Origin of the sequence: Streptomyces sp. HUAS ZL42 (genome assembly GCF_040782645.1) — a bacterium.
In the GTDB taxonomy this organism is placed as follows: domain Bacteria; phylum Actinomycetota; class Actinomycetes; order Streptomycetales; family Streptomycetaceae; genus Streptomyces.
This window is the reverse complement of record NZ_CP160403.1, coordinates 6,675,518-6,694,070: the sequence shown is the minus strand read 5'-3', so window position 1 is coordinate 6,694,070 and position 18,553 is coordinate 6,675,518. Positions and strand designations below refer to the sequence as shown.

General features: G+C 70.7%; 12 protein-coding genes. 8 read left to right on the top strand and 4 right to left on the bottom strand.

The window, feature by feature from the left end:
• The first annotated feature begins 70 nt into the window (after positions 1-70).
• Positions 71-3,343: an amino acid adenylation domain-containing protein gene (locus tag ABZO29_RS30495; protein WP_367323373.1), complete on the top strand. Its 3,273-nt coding sequence runs from the start codon at positions 71-73 to the stop codon at positions 3,341-3,343.
• Positions 3,337-4,119: a leucyl/phenylalanyl-tRNA--protein transferase gene (locus tag ABZO29_RS30490; protein WP_367323372.1), complete on the top strand. Its 783-nt coding sequence runs from the start codon at positions 3,337-3,339 to the stop codon at positions 4,117-4,119. The genes ABZO29_RS30495 and ABZO29_RS30490 overlap by 7 nt, the downstream gene beginning before the upstream one ends.
• Before the next feature lie 19 nt (positions 4,120-4,138).
• On the opposite strand, the gene ABZO29_RS30485 is transcribed toward ABZO29_RS30490, so the two are convergent.
• Complete coding sequence (locus ABZO29_RS30485) at positions 4,139-5,077, bottom strand: expansin EXLX1 family cellulose-binding protein (protein ID WP_367323371.1); 939 nt, start codon at positions 5,075-5,077, stop codon at positions 4,139-4,141.
• A 341-nt stretch (positions 5,078-5,418) separates the two neighbouring features.
• Here ABZO29_RS30485 and ABZO29_RS30480 point away from each other — a divergent pair, with 341 nt between their 5' ends.
• A complete protein-coding gene (locus tag ABZO29_RS30480; protein WP_367323370.1) occupies positions 5,419-8,403 on the top strand; it encodes an esterase-like activity of phytase family protein in 2,985 nt (994 codons plus the stop codon).
• Positions 8,404-8,874: 471 nt separating this feature from the next.
• Here the strand turns inward: ABZO29_RS30480 and ABZO29_RS30475 are convergent, their stop codons facing one another.
• On the bottom strand, positions 8,875-9,552 hold the full coding sequence (locus ABZO29_RS30475) for a response regulator (protein ID WP_367323369.1): 678 nt from the start codon (positions 9,550-9,552) through the stop codon (positions 8,875-8,877).
• Complete coding sequence (locus tag ABZO29_RS30470) at positions 9,549-11,210, bottom strand: ATP-binding protein (protein WP_367326293.1); 1,662 nt, start codon at positions 11,208-11,210, stop codon at positions 9,549-9,551. The genes ABZO29_RS30475 and ABZO29_RS30470 overlap by 4 nt, the downstream gene beginning before the upstream one ends.
• A 97-nt stretch (positions 11,211-11,307) precedes the next feature.
• On the opposite strand from ABZO29_RS30470, the gene ABZO29_RS30465 reads away from it, so the two are divergent.
• Genes ABZO29_RS30465 through ABZO29_RS30445 form a run of 5 tightly spaced genes read left to right on the top strand, consistent with a single transcriptional unit; the run spans position 11,308 to position 15,917 of the window.
• Positions 11,308-12,318, top strand: coding sequence for a Bug family tripartite tricarboxylate transporter substrate binding protein (locus tag ABZO29_RS30465; protein ID WP_367323368.1), 1,011 nt, complete (start codon positions 11,308-11,310; stop codon positions 12,316-12,318).
• An 8-nt stretch (positions 12,319-12,326) separates the two neighbouring features.
• Positions 12,327-12,851 carry a tripartite tricarboxylate transporter TctB family protein gene (locus ABZO29_RS30460; protein WP_367323367.1) on the top strand — a complete coding sequence of 175 codons (525 nt, stop codon included), beginning with the start codon at positions 12,327-12,329 and terminating at the stop codon, positions 12,849-12,851.
• Positions 12,851-14,350, top strand: a complete 1,500-nt coding sequence (locus tag ABZO29_RS30455) for a tripartite tricarboxylate transporter permease (protein ID WP_367323366.1) — start codon at positions 12,851-12,853, stop codon at positions 14,348-14,350. Before ABZO29_RS30460 ends, ABZO29_RS30455 begins: the two co-directional genes overlap by 1 nt.
• 23 nt (positions 14,351-14,373) lie before the next feature.
• On the top strand, positions 14,374-14,769 hold the full coding sequence (locus ABZO29_RS30450) for a universal stress protein (protein ID WP_367323365.1): 396 nt from the start codon (positions 14,374-14,376) through the stop codon (positions 14,767-14,769).
• Positions 14,770-14,771: 2 nt separating this feature from the next.
• Positions 14,772-15,917, top strand: coding sequence for a DUF475 domain-containing protein (locus ABZO29_RS30445; protein WP_367323364.1), 1,146 nt, complete (start codon positions 14,772-14,774; stop codon positions 15,915-15,917).
• 76 nt (positions 15,918-15,993) lie between these two features.
• On the opposite strand, the gene ABZO29_RS30440 is transcribed toward ABZO29_RS30445, so the two are convergent.
• On the bottom strand, positions 15,994-18,351 hold the full coding sequence (locus ABZO29_RS30440; RefSeq protein WP_367323363.1) for a PQQ-binding-like beta-propeller repeat protein: 2,358 nt from the start codon (positions 18,349-18,351) through the stop codon (positions 15,994-15,996).
• Positions 18,352-18,553 lie beyond the last annotated feature (202 nt).

Sequence of the window (18,553 nt, the reverse complement as noted above, 5' to 3'; positions counted from 1 at the left end):
GCGGCGGCTCTCTCCCGCGAGGGGCGCAGGTCGTGCTCCGCAGTCCCCCGCGCGAGGCAGGAGGCCCAAGGTGACGGAACGTGATCGCCCACCGGAAGAGTCCGCTGCGCCGTGCGTCGTGCTGCGCAACGACGAGGACCAGTACGCGATCTGGCCCGCCGATCGACGGGTTCCGGCCGGCTGGCGCCGGATCGGCGAAGCGGCGTCCCCCGAGTCGTGCGCGAGTCTGGTCGACCGCCTGTGGACGGACATGCGGCCCGCAAGCGCCCGCGCCGAGGGGCAGCTCGCGGAGGCCGGGCCGAGGACCGTGCCCGAGCTGGTCCGGGAGCGGGCCCGGCGCGAGCCGTCCGCGCTCGCGGTGCTCTCGGACGAGGGCCGGCTCAGCTACGCCGAGCTGACCGGCCGCGCCGACCGGCTCGCCCAGGAGCTTCGTGAGTCGGGCGTCGGCGCGGAGTCCGTGGTCGCCGTGTGCCTCGACCGTGTGCCCGAGCTGATCGTCGCGCTGCTTGCGGTGCTGGGCTCCGGCGGCGCGTTCCTGCCCCTCGACCCGGCGACACCGCGGCAGCGTGTGGCCGCACTGATCAAGGAGACCGGTTCACGTCTCATCGTCTCGAGCCACGAGCACGCCCCCCTGTTCGCGGAGTGCGGGGCACGGGTCGCGTACGCCGAAGAAGCGGCCACGCGGACACCACCGGAGACACCCCGGTCCCCGGCCCCCGGCCCCCGGCCGGACGACCTCGCCTACGTGATCTACACGTCCGGATCCACGGGGCCTCCCAAGGGCGTGATGATCAGCCACCGGTCGCTGACCCACTCCCTCACCGCGACGGCCCGGGCCTACGAACTGACGCCCGGTGACCGGGTGCTGCACGCGGCGGCGCTCGGCTTCGACACCTCGCTCGAGCAGATCTTCGCCACGCTGATCAGCGGTGCGACGCTCGTCCTCGCGGGCACCCGGACGTGGGCGCCCACCGACCTGCTGCACCGCCTCCCGGAGTACGGCATCACCGTCGCCGACCTGACCCCCGCCTACTGGCATCGGATCGTCTCCGTCGCGGACCGTGGCGAACTCGCCTCGCTGCGGCTCGTCATCGTCGGCGGCGAGATCGTCACGGCGAAGGACTGCCGCGCCGCGCTGCGCCGGATCCCCGGCGCACGGCTCGTCAACGCCTACGGGCTCACCGAGACCACCATCACCTCCACGCTCTGCGACCTGGACGAGGAGGTGCTCGCCGCGCCGGACACCGCCGTCGCACCGATCGGCAGGCCCCTGGAGGGCGATCTCGTCCATCTGCTCGACGCCGACATGCGCCCGGTGCCGCCCGGCGTGCGCGGCGAGATCTACATCGGCGGGGCGGGCCTGGCACGCGGTATCTGGCGGCAACCCGCCCTGACCGCACGGCAGTTCCTGCCCGACCCGCTCGGCTTCGCACCCGGCGACCGGATGTACCGCACCGGGGATCTGGGCCGCCGGCGACCGGACGGCAACGTGGAGGTCCTGGGCCGGGTCGACGACCAGATGAAGATCCGCGGGTTCCGCGTGGACCCGGCCGAGATCGAGGCCGAGCTCGTCTCGCTTCCCGAGGTCGGCCAGGCGATGGTCGTGGCGCGGGCCCGCGACAACGGGGACCGGGACCTCATCGCGTACTACACGCCGACCGCGCCGCCCGACGACGAGGCCGCGCTGCGCGGACGGCTGCGGTCGTCGCTCGCGGAGGTCCTGCCCGGCTACATGATCCCGGCGGCGTTCCACTCGGTGGAGGAGCTGCCCGTAGCGCCCAGCGGAAAGCTCGACCGCAAGACCGAGCCGGCGCCCAGGACCGCGGCGACGACGGCCGTCCCCGACGACCGTCCGGTGCCGCGCGGACTGGCCCAGTTGTGGAGCCAGATCCTGGGTGTGGAGCACGTCCGGCCGCAGGACGACTTCTTCGAGCTGGGCGGCAACTCGCTGCTGGCCATGGAGATGCTCGCCCGCACCCGCGTCATCTTCGGCATCGGCGTCACCCAGATCCGCGAGCTGACCCGTTCCCTGCTGCAGCGACCGGTGCTCGCCTCGTTCACCGAGGCCGTGCGCCAGGCCCGGGCCGGCACACTCGCCCATCCGGAAGGCGGAAGCGTCCACTTCGCCGCCGAGATCGACCGGCCCGTCCCCGTGGTGGGCGGCGAAGCGCCGGCTCCGCACCCCCGGCGCCCGGGCGACGTCCTGCTGACGGGGGCCACGGGGTTCTGCGGCGCGTACATGATCGACGAGCTGCTGCGCAGGACGACAGGGCGGATACTGTGCCTGGTCCGTGCCTCCGACGAGCAGGACGGCATGGAGCGGCTGCGCGCGAGCCACCAGCAGTACGTCCTCGGCGATCTGTCCAGCTCGCGCGTCCAGCCGGTCGTCGGCGACCTGGGCAAGCCCGGACTGGGGCTGCCGGCAGGCCGGTTCGAGGAGCTGGGCTCGACCATCGACGTCGTCTACCACTTCGGCGGCCAGGTCAACTTCATCTACTCGTACCACGACCTGCGCGCGGCCAACGTCGAGGGCACCTGCGAGCTCATCCGCCTCGCCGCCCCCAGGGCCGTCCCCGTCCACTTCACCTCCAGCATGGCGGTGATCGCCGGATTCGGGCCGGCGGGGGTGCACGAGATCACGGAGAGCACGCCGCTGCGCTTCCCCGAGTATCTGTCGGTGGGCTACGTGGAGAGCAAATGGGTCGGCGAGGCGCTGCTGAAGAAGGCGTCCGACGCGGGCCTGCCGGTCGTCATCCACCGACTGATGGACATCACGGGCCGCAGCGGGACCGGGGTGATGAACACCAGCAGCGAGATGGCCGCCCTGTTCGGCTTCATCGCGCGGACCGGGCTGTGCCCGGACGTCCGGCTGCCCCTTGACTTCCTTCCGGCCGACCACCTCGCCCGCGCGATCGGCCACATCTCCACCCGGCATCCCGCGCGCGGTCAGGTCTACCACCTCACCAACCCCCGTTCCACGCTGCTGCATTCGCTCGCCGAGCGGCTGCGCCTGCAGGGCTATCCGGTCCAGGAGATCCCGTACGCCGAGTGGGTCGCGGCCCTGGTGAAGTACGCGGCCGGGCACCCCACCGACCCGCTCACCCCGTTCGTGCCGCTCTTCGTCGACCGGTGCGCCCGCGCCGACATGAGCGTGAGCGAGATGTACTTCCAGGGCGTCTTCCCGGAGTTCACCCGCGACAACGGGGAAGCGGCACTGGCGGAGGCCGGGATCGACGTTCCGCCGGTCGACGCGGAGATGCTGGACCGCTACATCGACTTCCTCCAACGGGCCGACTACGTAAGGCCGGTGGCGAAGAAGGGACAGGGAGCGGCACGGTGGTGATCCGATGCGCGGGCTGGGAGGACCTGGACGTGCTGGAAGCGGCGCCCGACGGTCCGGTGGCCTTCTCCGCCGACCTCAGCCCCGCGAGCCTCCTGGCGGCGTACCGCGCGGGGCTCTACCCCTTCCCGGCGGCCGACGACTACACCCGCGTCCTCAACGAGGTGGTCTACGACGACCAGGTCCAGCAGGGCCACATCCGGCTCGTGGGAGAGGACTCGGCCGATCCGTACGCCGTCTCCTGGTGGTCGCCCGACCCCAGGCCGGTGCTGCCGGTCTCGGCCACGCATCTCAGCCGGAGCCTCGCCCGGCGGCTGCGCAACCGGCTGCCGTGGTCGACCACCCTGGACCAGGGCTTCGAGCGGGTGGTCCGGGAATGCCGCGCCGACCGCCACCCCCTGTGGCTCACCGAGGAGCTGATCGCGAGCCTGGTCCGCCTGCACGAACTGGGTCACGCGCACAGCGTCGAGGTGTGGGAGGACGGCGAACTGGTGGGCGGTGTCTTCGGTCTTCGGGTCGGTTCGGTCTTCAGCATGGACTCGATGTTCTTCCACCGCCCCGACGCATCGAAGGTCGCGGTGACCGACCTCGGGGCGCGCTTCGCCCAGGCCGGCGGCGAGTTGCTCGACGCGCAGCGGGACAGCCCGCACGTCCGCGTCATGGGCGGCGTGCTGATACCGCGGGAGCAGTACGTACGGCACCTCCGCGGCACCGCACTCGACAACCTCCCGATGCCCACCTCCCCCTTGCCCGCCAGCCGCCTCGCCGAGCCCGCCTGAGGGGGCGCGGCGGGCGGGGTCAGTGTGCGGCGAACTGGACGCGGGTCGGCTGTACGGCGTCCGGCCGCACCGCGACTGCGTCGACCGTCAGTTGTTCTCCGTAGATGTCGGTGATCCTGATCGCGCCGCCGCACCCGCCGCCCTGCTCGGACAGGAAGTAGTTGTAGTCGGCACGGGGCAACCGGGTCCAGGCGCCGCCGCTGCGCACCTCCAGTCGCGCGACCGGATTCCGGTGGCCGATCACCTGGATGCCGCACCAATAGCGGCTGGACCCGGTCTTGTACCGGATCGAGATCGTGTCCGACGTGCGGGGGCTGAGCAGGCTCCAGGTGATCGGGATCTGCCCGCGCGAGGGGTCGGCGAGTTCGGCGAAGGCCTGTGCGCTGAGGTCGAGTTGCCCGGGGGCGCAGGGCGCCGGGCACTCGTTGGTGATCCGGACCGTGACGGAGGCACTCCCCGCACGGACCAGCACATACGCCCCGCACGCCTTGGACGACTCGTAGTCGGTCGTGTTCATCGCCGCGATCATCAGGTCGTCGCTCGGCCCGTACAGGCAGGCACCGTCGCCGTTCCCGGCGTCGTAGAAGGTGGCGCTTCCCCGGTAGCTGACGCCGGGGCGGATCCGTCCCGCCAGCGGTGCCGCGCCGGAAGCCGTCTTCTGCGGGGTCCTCGAGGCCGACGGCCGCGCCGACGCGGAGGTCGCGGTGGCCGTCGGGGTGGTCGCACGAGCCGTCGGGGTCGGGGACGCGGACGGCTTCGCCTCCGACGCCGTGGGCGTCACGACCGCCCGGGAGCCGGTGACGGCTGCGGCCGCAGCCCCCTGCCCGTCGTCGGCTCTGTGGTCGGGCCGGAAGGCCATGACCAGGGATATGACGATCCCGACGGCCGCCACGGCGACGGCGGGGAGCAGCATGGTGCGCCGCTTGCGGGGAGAACGGCGGTGAGAAGGCGACGCCACTGATGAGGTCCTTACGTGGTTCGGGAGAACACGTGTTCAGGTGTGCGACTCCTGTGAAAGTAGCCGCCCACCCCTCAGTGGTCGCGGGGTTCGGAAAAGTTGCCGGTGTTTCAGCCGCGGCCCCCCACGGTGGATCCGCCGCTCGATGACTTCGGGGCGTCCCACAGAAGAAATGCAGTGGAAATCGGGCAACGTAGCCAAATCGTTTTGCACTTCCTACTGTCGACGCACCCCATCCATCACACCCCGGCGCCCCTGGTCAGCGCCAAGGGGCGGGCCCCGTTGTGCCCGGAACCTCCCCGTACGACCACTTCCCCATGACTTCCCCATGGAAGGACACCATGCGCCCCAGACACCGAGCGCGCCGCAGACGCGCGCTTCTCGGCGGCCTCACGGCGGCCTGCCTCCTCGGCGGACTGAGCCTCGCGCGCGGTTTCGCGGCCGAGTCCGGGACGGACGCCACCGAGCAGCACGGCATCCGTCTGCTGGACACCCTGACCGTGCCCGCGGGGACGAGCGAGCTCGGCATGCCGTTCGGCGGCCTGTCCGGAATCGACTACGACCCGAAGTCCGGCGAGTACGTCGCCCTCAGCGACGACCGCTCGGAGAACGGCAAGGCCCGCTTCTACACCCTCCGACTGCCCCTGGACGGCGACGCGTTCGCGCACGACAAGCCCGACCTCGACGCCCTGACCGTGCTCGACGACACGAACGGCGAACCCTTCGCCACCAAGGCGGTCGACCCCGAGGCGATCCGCTGGACGCCGGGCGCCGCGAGCGTGCTGTGGACGAGCGAGGGCGCCTCCTCCTCGGGGCAGCCCGCCTTCGTCCGCGAGGCGAGCACCTCCGGAGCGCACGAGCGGGAACTGCCGCTGCCCAAGGCGTACGCACCGGTCCGCAGCTCCTCCGGAACGCTCGTCGCGGGCGTCCGCAACAACCAGGCCCTGGAAGGACTCACCCTCTCCCCGGACGGCAGCAAGGCCGTCACCGTTACGGAGAACGCCCTCGTCCAGGACGGCCCCGCCGCCGGACTGACGGCCAAGAGCCCGTCCCGACTGCTGGTGACGGACCGCGGGACCGGCGCCTCCGAGGCCGAGCACGTCTACGAGGTCGACCCGATCTCCGACGCGCCCACCGCTCCCCTGCCCGCCCCCGTCGGCACCTACTCCGCGGACCGCGGAGTCTCCGAGATCCTCGCGATCAACGAAACCGACTACATCACCGTCGAGCGGTCCTTCGCCTCCGGCGTCGGCTTCTCCATCCGCCTCTACTGGACCAGCACCGTCGGTGCCACGGACGTCAGCGGCAAGGAGAAGCTGTCGGGCTCCGAGCAGCCGATGCCGAAGAAGCTGCTGTACGACCTCACCACCACCGGAACCGACGCCGACAACGTCGAGGGCATCACCTGGGGGCCGACACTGCCCGACGGGTCCCGCTCCCTCGTCCTGGTCGCCGACGACAACTTCGGCTTCAACGGCAGCGTCACCAAGTTCCACCTGCTCTCCGTCCGACCGGGACTGCTGGCCACCCACACCCCGGACATCAACCGCGACGGCACGGTGGACGCCAGGGACCTGAAGTCCCTCCCCGCCTCGGGCTCCGCCGGTGACCTCGACGGCAACGGCCGTACGGACAGCAAGGACGTCAAGCTCTGGACGTCGTACACCCACGACTTCCCGACCAGGCCGAAGCCCTCGTCCACCGTCGACGTCCAGCTGCTGTCCTTCAACGACTTCCACGGCAACCTGGAACCGCCCACCGGGCGTGACGCCAACCTCGGCTCCAAGCTGGACCCGAAGTCGACCACGGTCGGCGGCGCGGAGTACCTGGCCGCCACGCTGGGCCGGCTCCGGGAGGGCACCGAGGCATCGCTGACCGTCGCGGCGGGCGACATCATCGGCGCCAGCCCCTTCCTGTCCGGTCTCTTCCACGACGAACCGACCGTCGAGTCCATGGAGAAGCTGCACCTGGACGTCACCAGCGTCGGCAACCACGAGTTCGACGAGGGCACCGAGGAACTGCTGCGCATGCAGAACGGCGGCTGCCACCCGAAGGACGGCTGCTACATCGAGGGCCGGCCGTACGACGGTGCGCAGTTCCCCTGGCTCGCGGCCAACGTCCTCGACCGCACGAGCGGTGAGCCGCTCCTTGCGCCCACCTGGGTCAAGCAGGTGGACGGCGTCAAGCTCGGCTTCATCGGCATGACCCTGGAGGGCACCCCCGAAGTCACCGGCCAGTCGGGCATCAAGTCCGTGCGCTTCACGGACGAGGTGGAGACCGCCAACGCCGCCGCCGCCAAGCTGCGCGAGCAGGGCGTCGAGGCGATCGTCGTCCTGCTGCACGAGGGCGGCATCCAGGCCGGCAGCTACGGTCAGTGCAACGGCATCTCCGGCCCGATCGTCGACATCGCCAAGAACCTGGACCCGGCGATCGACGCCGTGGTCACCGGCCACACCCACCAGCCGTACATCTGCTCGCTGCCCGACCCGGCAGGCAAGCCGCGCATGGTCACGTCGGCCTCGTCCTTCGGCCGGGTGGTCACCGAGACCCGGCTGCCCGTCGACCGCCGCACCGGGGACGTCGTACGCGACCAGGTCGCCGCGATGAACCACCTCGTCACCCGCACCGGCGCCAAGGACGCCGACCAGACCGAGGTCATCGCCAAGTGGAAGGCGCTCTCGGCGCCCCTGGCCAACCGGGTCGTCGGCAGCGTCACCGCCGACATCACCCGCTCCGAGACCCGCGACGCCGAGTCGGACCTGGCGAACCTGGTCGCCGACGCCCAGCTCGCGGCGACCTCGGCACCGGAGAAGGGCGGGGCCCGGATCGCCCTGATGAACCCGGGCGGGGTCAGGGCGGACCTGGTGTACGACTCCTCGACGGGCGGCGAGGCACCCGGCGAGATCACCTACGCCGAGGCGTTCGCCGTCCAGCCCTTCGCCGGAACGCTGGTGACGGTTGACCTGACGGGAGCGCAGATCGAGAAGATCCTGGAGGAGCAGTTCAACGACTCCGGCACCCGTGCGCCCACCCTGATCCTGGGCGTCTCCAAGGGCCTGACGTACTCCTACTCCCGCAGCGCCCCCGTCGGTGACCGCATCGACCCCGACTCGATCAAGCTCGACGGCGAGACGCTGAAGCCCGACGCGACCTACCGGGTGGTCGCCAACACCTTCCTCGCGGGCGGCGGCGACGGCTTCACGACCTTCGCCAAGGGCACGAACCCGGTCGGCGGCGGCGACGACATCGCGGCCCTGACCGACTACCTCTCCGCCGGCTCCCCGGTCACGCCTCCGGGCACGGCCCGGGTGACGGAACTGCCCTGACAGGCGCCGTACCGGGGCTCCACCGCGCGGGCGGGGAGCCCCGGTACGCGGCGTTCACCAGGCGTACCAGCGGTAGCGACGCTCGGAGCGGCCCACGCCGGCAGGGAACCCCCGAACACGGCCCTCACCAAGCGCACCAGCAGTCACGACACTCGGAGCGACCCACGCCGGCAGGCAACCCCCGAACACGGCCTTCACCAGGCGTGCCAGCAGTCGCGACGCTCGGAGCGGCCCGCATGGGCGGGGAACCCCCGAACACGGCCTTCACCAGGCGTGCAGTGGTAGCGGCGCTCGGAGGCGACCCGCGTCGGCGGGGAGCCCCGATACGCGGCATTCACCCGGCGTGCCAGCAGTCACGACACTCGGAGCGACCCACGCCGGCAGGCAACCCCCGAACACGGCCCTCACCAAGCGCACCAGCAGTCACGACACTCGGAGCGACCCGCATGGGCGGGGAGCGGTACGCGGCGTTCACCGGGCGTGCCAGTGGTAGCGGCGCTCGGGGCGGCCCGCCTGGCCGTAGCGCAGCGACACCACCGCCCGGCCCGTGACGGTGAGGTGTTCGAGATAGCGGCGCGCGCTGACGCGGGAGACGCCGACCCGCGTCGCGCACTCGGCCGCGGACAGCGTTCCGCCGGCCTCGCGCAGCGCGCGTTCGACCAGTTCCGAGGTCTCCACGCTCATGCCCTTCGGCAGAGTGGGCGTCACCGTCGGAGCCGCGACCCGGCCCAGTGCCCGGTCCACATCGGCCTGTCCACTCACCGTCCCGGCGCTCAGATTGCTGCGCCGGGCGCTGTAGCGTTCCAGCCTGTCCTTGAGCTCGTCGGCGTCGAAGGGCTTCAGCAGGTAGTCGACGACGCCCTGCCGGACCGCGCCGCGGACCGCCTCCGCCTCGCGGGCGGCGCTGATCACCATCACGTCGCAGTCATGGCCCGCGCTCCGTAGCCGGGGTACGACATCCAGGCCGAACATGTCGGGCAGATAGAGGTCGAGCAGGACCAGGTCGGGCTGCAGCTCTGCGGCGGCGGTGAGCGCCTGCTCCCCGCAGTTCGCCGTGCCGACCACACGGAAGCCCTCGACACTGTCGACGAATCCGCGGTGGACACGCGCCACCATGAAATCGTCCTCGACCACGAGTACGTCGATCACCGGACTTCCTCCGTCTCCCGGCCGGCCAGCCGGCCGACGGACATCCTGGCCGTGAACACGGCGCCCGTCTCTGTGTTCGCCACCGACACCTCACCGCCCCTGCGCTTGCAGACCAGCCGGGTGAGTGCCAGCCCGATACCCCGGTCGCCGCCCTGCGCGGCCTTCGTGGTGAAGCCGTGGGAGAACACCTCCTGCGCGAGCTCGGGAGCCACTCCGGGGCCCGAGTCACGTACGGCGATCTCCACACTCGAGGCGTCCTGGCGCAGCTCGACCTCCACCCACGCGTCGTCGTCGTGCTCCCCGGCCGCGGCCGCGTCGAGGGCGTTGTCGACGAGGTTGCCGAGCACCGTCGCCACGTCCGCGGAGTCGGTCGGCTCCAGCTTGTCCAGGGCCGTGCGCTCGGAGATCCGCAACTGGACCCGGCGCTCCGCCGCGAGTGCCGACTTGGCCATGAGCAGCGCGGCGACGGCCCGGTCACGGACCCTGCTGGTGAGGGTCAGATCGAGCGACTCACGGTGCTTGCGCAGGGCCCGGACGTACCGTACGACCTCGTCGTGCTCGCCGATCTGGATGAGCCCGGAGATGGTGTGCAGCTGGTTGGAGAACTCGTGGGCCTGCGCGCGCAGCAGTTCGGTACTGCTCCGGAACGAGCCCAACTCGCGTTCCAGTTGGGCCAGTTCGGTACGGTCCCGCAAGGTGGTGACCGAGCCGAGGCGCCGGCCGTCCTTGGTGACGTCCATGCGGTTCATCACCAGCACGCGGCCCCGGCGCACCACCACCTCGTCGCGTCCCCCGGTGCCGTGTCCGTCGGTGTGTTCGCCGCCCGTCCCTGCCAGTACGTCGTACAGCCTGCCCTCGATGCCCAGATCGGCCAGGCTCATCCCGACAGAGTCCTGGGGGAGGTCGAGCAGTCTGCGGCCGACCTCGTTCACCAGCGTGAGCCGCAGCCTCGGATCGAGCGCGATCACACCCTCGGCGATCCCGAACAGCATCGCCTCACGGTGCTCGGCGAGACCGGCGATCTCGCGTGGTTCGAGGCCGAAGGTCTGGCGCTTGATCCGCCGGGCCAGCAGCCAGGACCCGGCCACCCCGAGCACGCTCGCGATGCCGAGGTAGGCGAGCAGATACGAGGAGGCGCCGCTCAGCCGCTGCCAGGCCGACGGTGAGGCCCGGCCGATCATGACCGTGCCGAGGTGCTCGCCCACGTGGTCCCTGTGCTCGCCGAGTACCGGGACCTGGGCCACCAGCTCACGCACCCCGTCCACCGGCAGCTCCCCCGACCAGCCGCGCGCCTGCGCGACGCTCGGCCCGTCCACCGGCAGCTGTGTCCCGACCAGCGTGGGATTGGTGGCGGCGACGATCTCACCGCGCTCGTCGGCGACTGTGACGGAGGTTACGTTGGACCGGGTCATGGTGGTCTGCAGCAGCGGGGCGAGCATCTCACTGGGGGCGGGCAGCACGAGCTGCGCGCGCAGCAGTGGGTTTCCGGCCATCTCTTCGGCGAGGGCGGCCACCCGGCGCCCCTCCACGCGGTCGAACGTCGCCTTCGACTGCGCGAGCGAGACGGCGGCCACCGCGACGAGCACGATCACCACGATGGCGAGCTGCAATACCAGCAGCTCACCGGCGAGCGTATGACGTCGGGACGTCACGACCACAATGAACTCAACCTTCAATGGTCACACAACAGAGACGGGCTTTCACGGGGATCGCACAATCATGGCGCCGGACTCGCCCAAGCGAAAGAGATGAGCCATGAGAACTCGCAGAGCCGCACTTCTCGGAGCTCTTGCCACTGTGTCGATGCTCGCCGTCAGCGCCTGCGGCGCCACCGCGGAGAAGGAGGATTCGGGGAGCGGGAGCGGAAGCTCCAAGCCCGTCACCGGCCTGCGCCTCATGGTGCCCAACACCCCGGGCAGCGGGTACGACGTCACCGCCAGGACCGTCGCCCAGGTGATGCAGGACTCCAAGACGGCGTCCGGGGTCCAGGTGTACAACCTGCCGGGCGCCGGCGGCACCGTCGGCCTGCAGCGCCTGGTGAACGAGAAGGGCAACGGCAAGCTCGCCATGCAGATGGGCCTGGGAGTCGTCGGCTCGTCCTACACCTCGAAGTCCGCCGCGACGCTGACCGACACCACGCCGCTCGCCAAGCTGATCGAGGAGGCCGGCGCGATCGTCGTGTCGAAGGACTCCCCCTACAAGACGATCGACGACCTGGTCACCGCGTGGAAGAAGGACCCGAAGAAGGTCGCCGTGGGCGGCGGCTCGTCGCCGGGCGGCCCGGACCACCTGCTGCCGATGCAGCTGGCGAAGGCGGTCGGCATCGAGCCGAAGAAGGTCAACTACGTCTCCTACGACGGCGGCGGTGAGCTGCTGCCCGCCATCCTGGGCAACAAGGTCGCCTTCGGCGCCAGCGGCTACGGCGAGTTCCTCGACCAGATCGAGGCCGGACAGGTGCGCGTCTTGGCGGTGACCAGCGAGAAGCCGATCGCGGCGGTGAAGGACGCCCCCACCCTCAAGGACTCCGGGATCGACCTGGTATTCACCAACTGGCGCGGCGTCGTCGCCCCTCCCGGGATCACCGACGCGCAGAAGAAGACCTGGATCGACTCGCTGACCAAGATGCACGACTCGACGCAGTGGAAGGACGAGCTGACCAAGCGCGGCTGGACCGACGCCTTCATCACCGGTGACGAGTTCGGCACGTACCTGAAGGACCAGGACAAGACCGTCGCCGACCTGCTGGCAGAGCTCGGACTGGCATGAGCTCCCAGATGACGGACGAACGGACCGTGGAGGACGCCCGTCCGCCCCGGGGTGGGGACCGCGCACAGTACGGTGTGTGCGCGTTCCTCGCCCTGCTGGGCACCGCGGTGATCGTGGACGGGCTCGGGATCCCGCACATCACCAGCAGCACCGACCCGGTCGGTCCGCGCGCGGTGCCGGTGATCCTGGGCGTGCTGCTCCTGGTGGTCGCCGCGCTGTACGCGGTCGACGTGGCCAGGGGCGGCCATGGCGAGCCGGAGGCCGGCGAGGACGTCGACCTCTCCCAGGGCAGCGACTGGCGCACGGTGGTGCTGCTGATCGGCGCGTTCGTGGTGAACGCGGTGCTCATCGAACGGCTCGGCTGGGTGATCAGCGGCACGCTGCTGTTCTGGGGGACGGCCTTCGCCCTCGGCAACCGGCACTACGTACGCAATCTGCTGATCGCGGTGACGCTGTCCCTCACCACGTTCTACGCCTTCGCGATCGGGCTCGGTGTGAACCTCCCGGCCGGCGTGCTGCAAGGGATCCTGTGATGGACAACCTGAACAACCTCATGCAGGGCTTCGCGGACGTCGTGGCCCCGATGAACCTGCTGCTGGCGCTGATAGGCGTCGTCGTCGGCACCGCGGTGGGCGTCCTGCCGGGCATCGGCCCGGCGATGACCGTGGCCCTGCTGCTGCCGATCACCTACGGGATGGAGCCGGTCCAGGCGTTCATCATGTTCGCCGGCATCTTCTACGGCGGCATGTACGGCGGGTCCACCACCTCCATCCTGCTGAACACCCCCGGCGAGTCGTCGTCGGTGGTGACGGCCATCGAGGGCAACAAGATGGCCAAGGCCGGACGGGCGGCGCAGGCGCTCGCCACCGCCGCCATCGGTTCGTTCGTGGCGGGCACCATCGGCACCCTGCTGCTGGTGCTGGTGACCCCGATCGTGGTGGACTTCGCGGTCAGCCTGGGCGCGCCGGACTACTTCGCCCTGATGCTGCTCTCCTTCATCGCGGTCACGTCCGTGCTGGGCTCCTCCCGCATCAGGGGCCTGATCTCGCTGCTGCTGGGCCTGACGATCGGCCTGGTCGGCATCGACGCGGTGTCCGGACAGCAGCGGCTCACGCTGGGCATCCCCCAGCTGGCGGACGGGATCGACGTGGTCGTCGTCGCCGTGGGTATCTTCGCCGTCGGCGAGGCGCTGTGGGTGGCCGCGCATCTGCGGCGCAAGCCCGCCGAGGTCATCCCGGTCGGCACGCCGTGGATGGGCAAGAAGGACTGGAAGCGGTCGTGGCTGCCGTGGCTGCGGGGCACGGCGTTCGGCTTCCCGTTCGGCGCGCTGCCGGCCGGTGGCGCGGAGATACCGACCTTCCTGTCGTACGCGACGGAGAAGCGGCTGACCAAGCACCCCGAGGAGTTCGGCAAGGGCGCCATCGAGGGTGTGGCCGGCCCGGAGGCCGCGAACAACGCGTCCGCGGCGGGCACGCTTGTCCCCATGCTGGCGATCGGCCTGCCGACGAACGCCACGGCGGCGGTCATGCTGGCGGCCTTCCAGTCGTACGGCATCCAGCCCGGCCCCCTGCTGTTCGAGCGCGAGGCGAGCCTCGTGTGGGTGCTGATCGCCAGCCTGTTCATCGGCAACCTGCTGCTGCTCCTGCTGAATCTGCCGCTCGCGCCCGCCTGGGCGAAGCTGCTGCAGATTCCCCGCCCTTATCTGTACGCCGGAATCCTGTTCTTCGCGTCGATGGGTGCGTACGCCGTCAACGCACAGCCCCTGGACCTGTTCCTGCTGCTGTTGCTGGGACTCCTCGGGTTCGCGATGCGGCGGTTCGGACTGCCGGTGCTGCCCCTGATCGTCGGCGTCATCCTCGGCCCCCGGGCCGAACTGCAGGGACGGCGCTCCCTGCAGCTGTCGGGCGGCGAACTGTCGGGGCTGGTGGGCGGACCGGTGTCGTACGCGGTCTACACCACGATCGTCCTGGTGCTCGTCTGGCCGCTGGTCCGACGGTTCGTCGTACGTCCCCTGCGTGAGCGAAGTGCCTGAGAGCCTGGAGAGGTTGAACAGACATGACCGTATTGGTCGGTTACGTACCCTCACCCGAGGGTGAGGCCGCGCTGCGCGCGGGGATCGACGAGGCCCGCCTGCGCGGCGAGAAACTGCTGGTGATCAACACCTCGCGGGGCGACGCCTATGTGGACCCGCGGTTCGCGCAGGAGCCCGATCTTGCCCATGTACGCGAGGACCTGGCCGCGCTGGGTGTCGAGTTCGACATCCGCCAGGTGCTCGGCGGCGGCGACGCCGCCGAGGAGATCATCGAAATGGCGGAGCGGGCGGACGTGTCCCTGGTGGTGATCGGACTGCGGCGCCGGAGCGCGGTCGGAAAGCTGATCATGGGCTCGGCCGCGCAGCAGATCCTGCTGGGAGCAGGCTGCCCGGTCCTCGCGGTGAAGGCGGCGGCATAAGAATGATGCTGAAAACCTTCGGCTGGTCGTTCGCGGTCACGGCGCTCGGTCTCGCGTTCGCCGCGTGGCAGTGGGGCTGGGAGGCCTTCGGGATCGTGCTGATCCTGTCGGTCCTGGAGATCTCGCTGTCCTTCGACAACGCGGTCGTCAACGCCGGAATCCTGAAGAAGATGAACGCCTTCTGGCAGAAGATCTTCCTCACCCTGGGCATTCTGATCGCGGTGTTCGGCATGCGGCTGGTCTTCCCGGTCGTCATCGTCGCCATCAGCGCCAAGGTCGGGCCGATCGAGGCGGTGCAGCTCGCCCTCGACGAGCCGGACCGCTACGAGGACCTGGTCACCGACGCCCACCCGGCGATCGCCGCCTTCGGTGGCATGTTCCTGCTGATGATCTTCCTCGACTTCATCTTCGAGGACCGCGACATCCAGTGGCTGCGCTGGATCGAGCGCCCGCTGGCCAAGCTCGGCAAGGTCGACATGCTCTCGGTCTGCATCGCGCTCATCGTCCTGATGGTCTCCGCGATGACCTTCGCCACCCAGGCGCACGTCAGCACGGGGCACGCGGACAAGTCCGCCACCGTGCTGCTCTCCGGTGTCGCCGGTCTGATCACCTACCTCGTGGTCGGCGGTCTCTCCGGGTACTTCGAGGACAGGCTCGAAGAAGAGGAGGAACACGAGCACGAGGAGGAGGAGAAGGCCCGGGCCGAGGGCAGGCCCGTCTCGGCCGTCGCCCTCGCCGGCAAGGCCGCGTTCTTCCTCTTCCTCTACCTGGAGGTCCTGGACGCGTCCTTCTCCTTCGACGGCGTGATCGGCGCGTTCGCCATCACCAACCACATCTTCTGGATGGCGCTCGGCCTCGGCATCGGCGCGATGTACGTCCGGTCGCTCACGGTCTACCTGGTCCGCCAGGGCACCCTCGACGACTACGTCTACCTGGAGCACGGCGCCCACTACGCCATCGGCGCCCTCGCCGCGATCCTGCTGATCACCATCCAGCACCAGATCAGCGAGATCATCACCGGCCTGGTCGGAGTGATCCTGATCGCGGCGTCGTTCCTCTCGTCCGTCCGCCGCAACCGGGCGCTCGGGTCTGCCGAGGCGCAGGACCCGTCCCGGGAGGAGAAGGCGGAGGTCTCGTCCGGGGCGTGACCTTCCCCCGGACGCCGGCTCGGCACGGCGACACGCCCCATCCCTCGTCGGAGCGGATGGGGCGTTTCGTCGGTGGTCAGGTGACCGGAAGTCCGTAGACGCGGTCGAAGTGCTGGGCCACCAGGTGTCCGGCTCCGTCGCAGGAGACCTGCCAGTCGTTGACACCGGTCTCGCGGCCGTCGGTGAAGTTCCACAGCAGGCGGCCGGAGGCGGTGTCGATCGCGTAGAAGCCGTTCTTGTTCTCGAAGGCCGGAACGTACACGGTGTGCGCCCCCACCGCGATCGGGTTGTCGACGCCCAGGCGGGGGGTCTCGCAGAACCAGCGCCGGGTGCCGTTCGCCGCGTCGAAGGCGTGGACGCCGTGGGGATCGGTGCCGGTGACGTAGACCGTGCTGCCGCCCACCCCGAGGGAGGCGAACATGCCGCGATCGGCCTTCGCCTGCCAGCGGGGCTTTCCGGTGCGCAGCTCCAGGGCGATCAGCTCCGAGCCGATGGCGAAGACCGTCTGGTCGAGCACGGCCAGATCCGGCCGGAGGTCGTGGCCCACCGGGTGCCGCCAGGTCAGGCTGCCGCTGTCGCGGGTGCTGCGGACCGACACGTTGCGCAGTCCGTCGGCGTAGACGAAGTACTCGGAGGTGATGACGGGCTTCAGCGGGATGCCGACGTCCTCCGGGTCGATCGGTATGACGACGGCCTGGCGGGCCTCGAGATCGACGCCGAAGACCGCGCTGGTGGAGGTCGCGACGCCCTGCTCCGTGGACTGCCGCTGCAGACTGGCGCCCAGGACCGAGACCTCGTAGCCGTTGTAACTGCCGAGCAGCTGCTCGAACTGGAAGTTCTGACCGAAGTCGAGGGTGAACCGCTCGGCGCCACTGGCCGGGTCGACGCCGATCAGTGTCGCGCCGGTGCCGAGCGCGACCGCCGCGCCGTAGGTCAGCAGGACCGGGGTGGGCGAGAGGCTGATGCCCTGGTAGACCCACTTGGGCTGGGAGCCGTTCGCCAGGTCGAGGCAGATCATGCTGCCGGGGCGGGCCTTCAGCAGGGCCGTGCCGTCGTTGAAGACGGCCGGGGTCTGCAGCAGCGGGCCGCCACGGTAGACCCAGGTCGGCTCGGGGGCCGGACCGACCGGGCGCCCCGGCTGTCCGCTCGTCCTTCGCCGGGAGAACACGAGGGCCGTGCCCCCGGCGAGGGCCGTACCCGCGGCCGCGGCGAGGATCGTGCGCCGGGAGACACCGGAACGTACGGGGGTGCGGCGGTGCACGGGCGCAGCGGAACGTTCCGGCGCCGGTTCCTCCGGGGCGGGGAAGGGCTCCTGGTCCGGCGGTTCGGTGGCGAGCCCCACACCACCGGCGCCGCAGTCGCCGCTGCCGCCGGCTTCGCGGACGCCGGCCGGGCCGGCCGCGCCGCACCTGCCGTCGGCGACGGCGGTGTCGTACGACGACCGCCCCACCGTCACACAGGCCGACGCCCGCCGGCCGGGCGGGGGCGGCACCGAGTCGGGTGCGTCGCCCCAGGCCTCTGCGGGAAACGGGGTCCGCGTGAGGAGGTCGAGGTCCATCACGGCCGCCCGGTAGCCGGCGATCATGGCGGTCACCGGCTCGGGCAACCAGCCCTCCGTCAGCACCTGTTCGGCGCCGCCGGGAGCGCAGGCCGCGGAGAGCCGGTCGGGGCCGATACGCAGGGCCGGGTCCTTGGCGAGACAGAGGCTGATGATCTTGTCCAGCGGCTCGGGCACCCGGGTCAGGTCGGGCGAGCCGTGGACCACCTGGTAGAGGAGGGCGGCCGCAGCCGCACCGGTGAACGGCGCCTGTGCGGACGCGGCGAACGCGAGCACCGAACCGAGGCAGAAGACGTCTCCCTCCGGCCCCATCGGATCGCCGGTGGCCTGCTCGGGACACATGTACTCGAGGGAGCCGAACAGACCGCCGGTGCCGGTGAGTTCGTACCCGTCGCGGGCGCGGACGATGCCGAAGTCGATGACGCGTGGGCCGTCCGCGGCGAGCAGCACGTTGGACGGTTTGAGGTCGCGGTGCACCAGGCCCTCGGCGTGCACCGCGATCAGCGCCTCGGCGATGCCCGCCCCCAGCGCGAGGACCGTCTCCACCGGCAGCGGCCCGTGTTCGGCGACCGCCTCGGCAAGGGTGGGGCCGGGTATGTACGCGGTGGCGAGCCACGGGGTCTCGGCGTCCGGCGCGGCGTCCACCACGGGTGCCGTGTAGACACCGCCGACCGCGGCCGCGGCCGCCACCTCACGCCGGAAGCGGGTGCGGAAGCTCTTGTCCTCCGCCATCTCGGGGCGGATGACCTTGACCGCGACGGTACGGCCGTCGGATGCGGTCGCCAGGTAGACCCGGCCCATGCCACCTGCTCCGAGCCGAGCCACGAGACGATACGGACCTAGCTGCTCGGGATCTTCTGGGCGCAGTGGTTTCATGCCCTCAGCCGCCTGTTCTGGGGGGTTGACGGGCGGGGGTCCCGCCCGCGCTGCGGGGAGAGGCCCGGAGCGGGTCTGGCAACAGATTAGGGGCTGGAGTGACGGGCGAGGACGCTTCCTGACAGCGGTTTACCGTTACCGGGACGTAACTGTTCGGTGCTCCTTCCGTCTCCGGAGGGTCATTTGACACTTCGTCAGATAC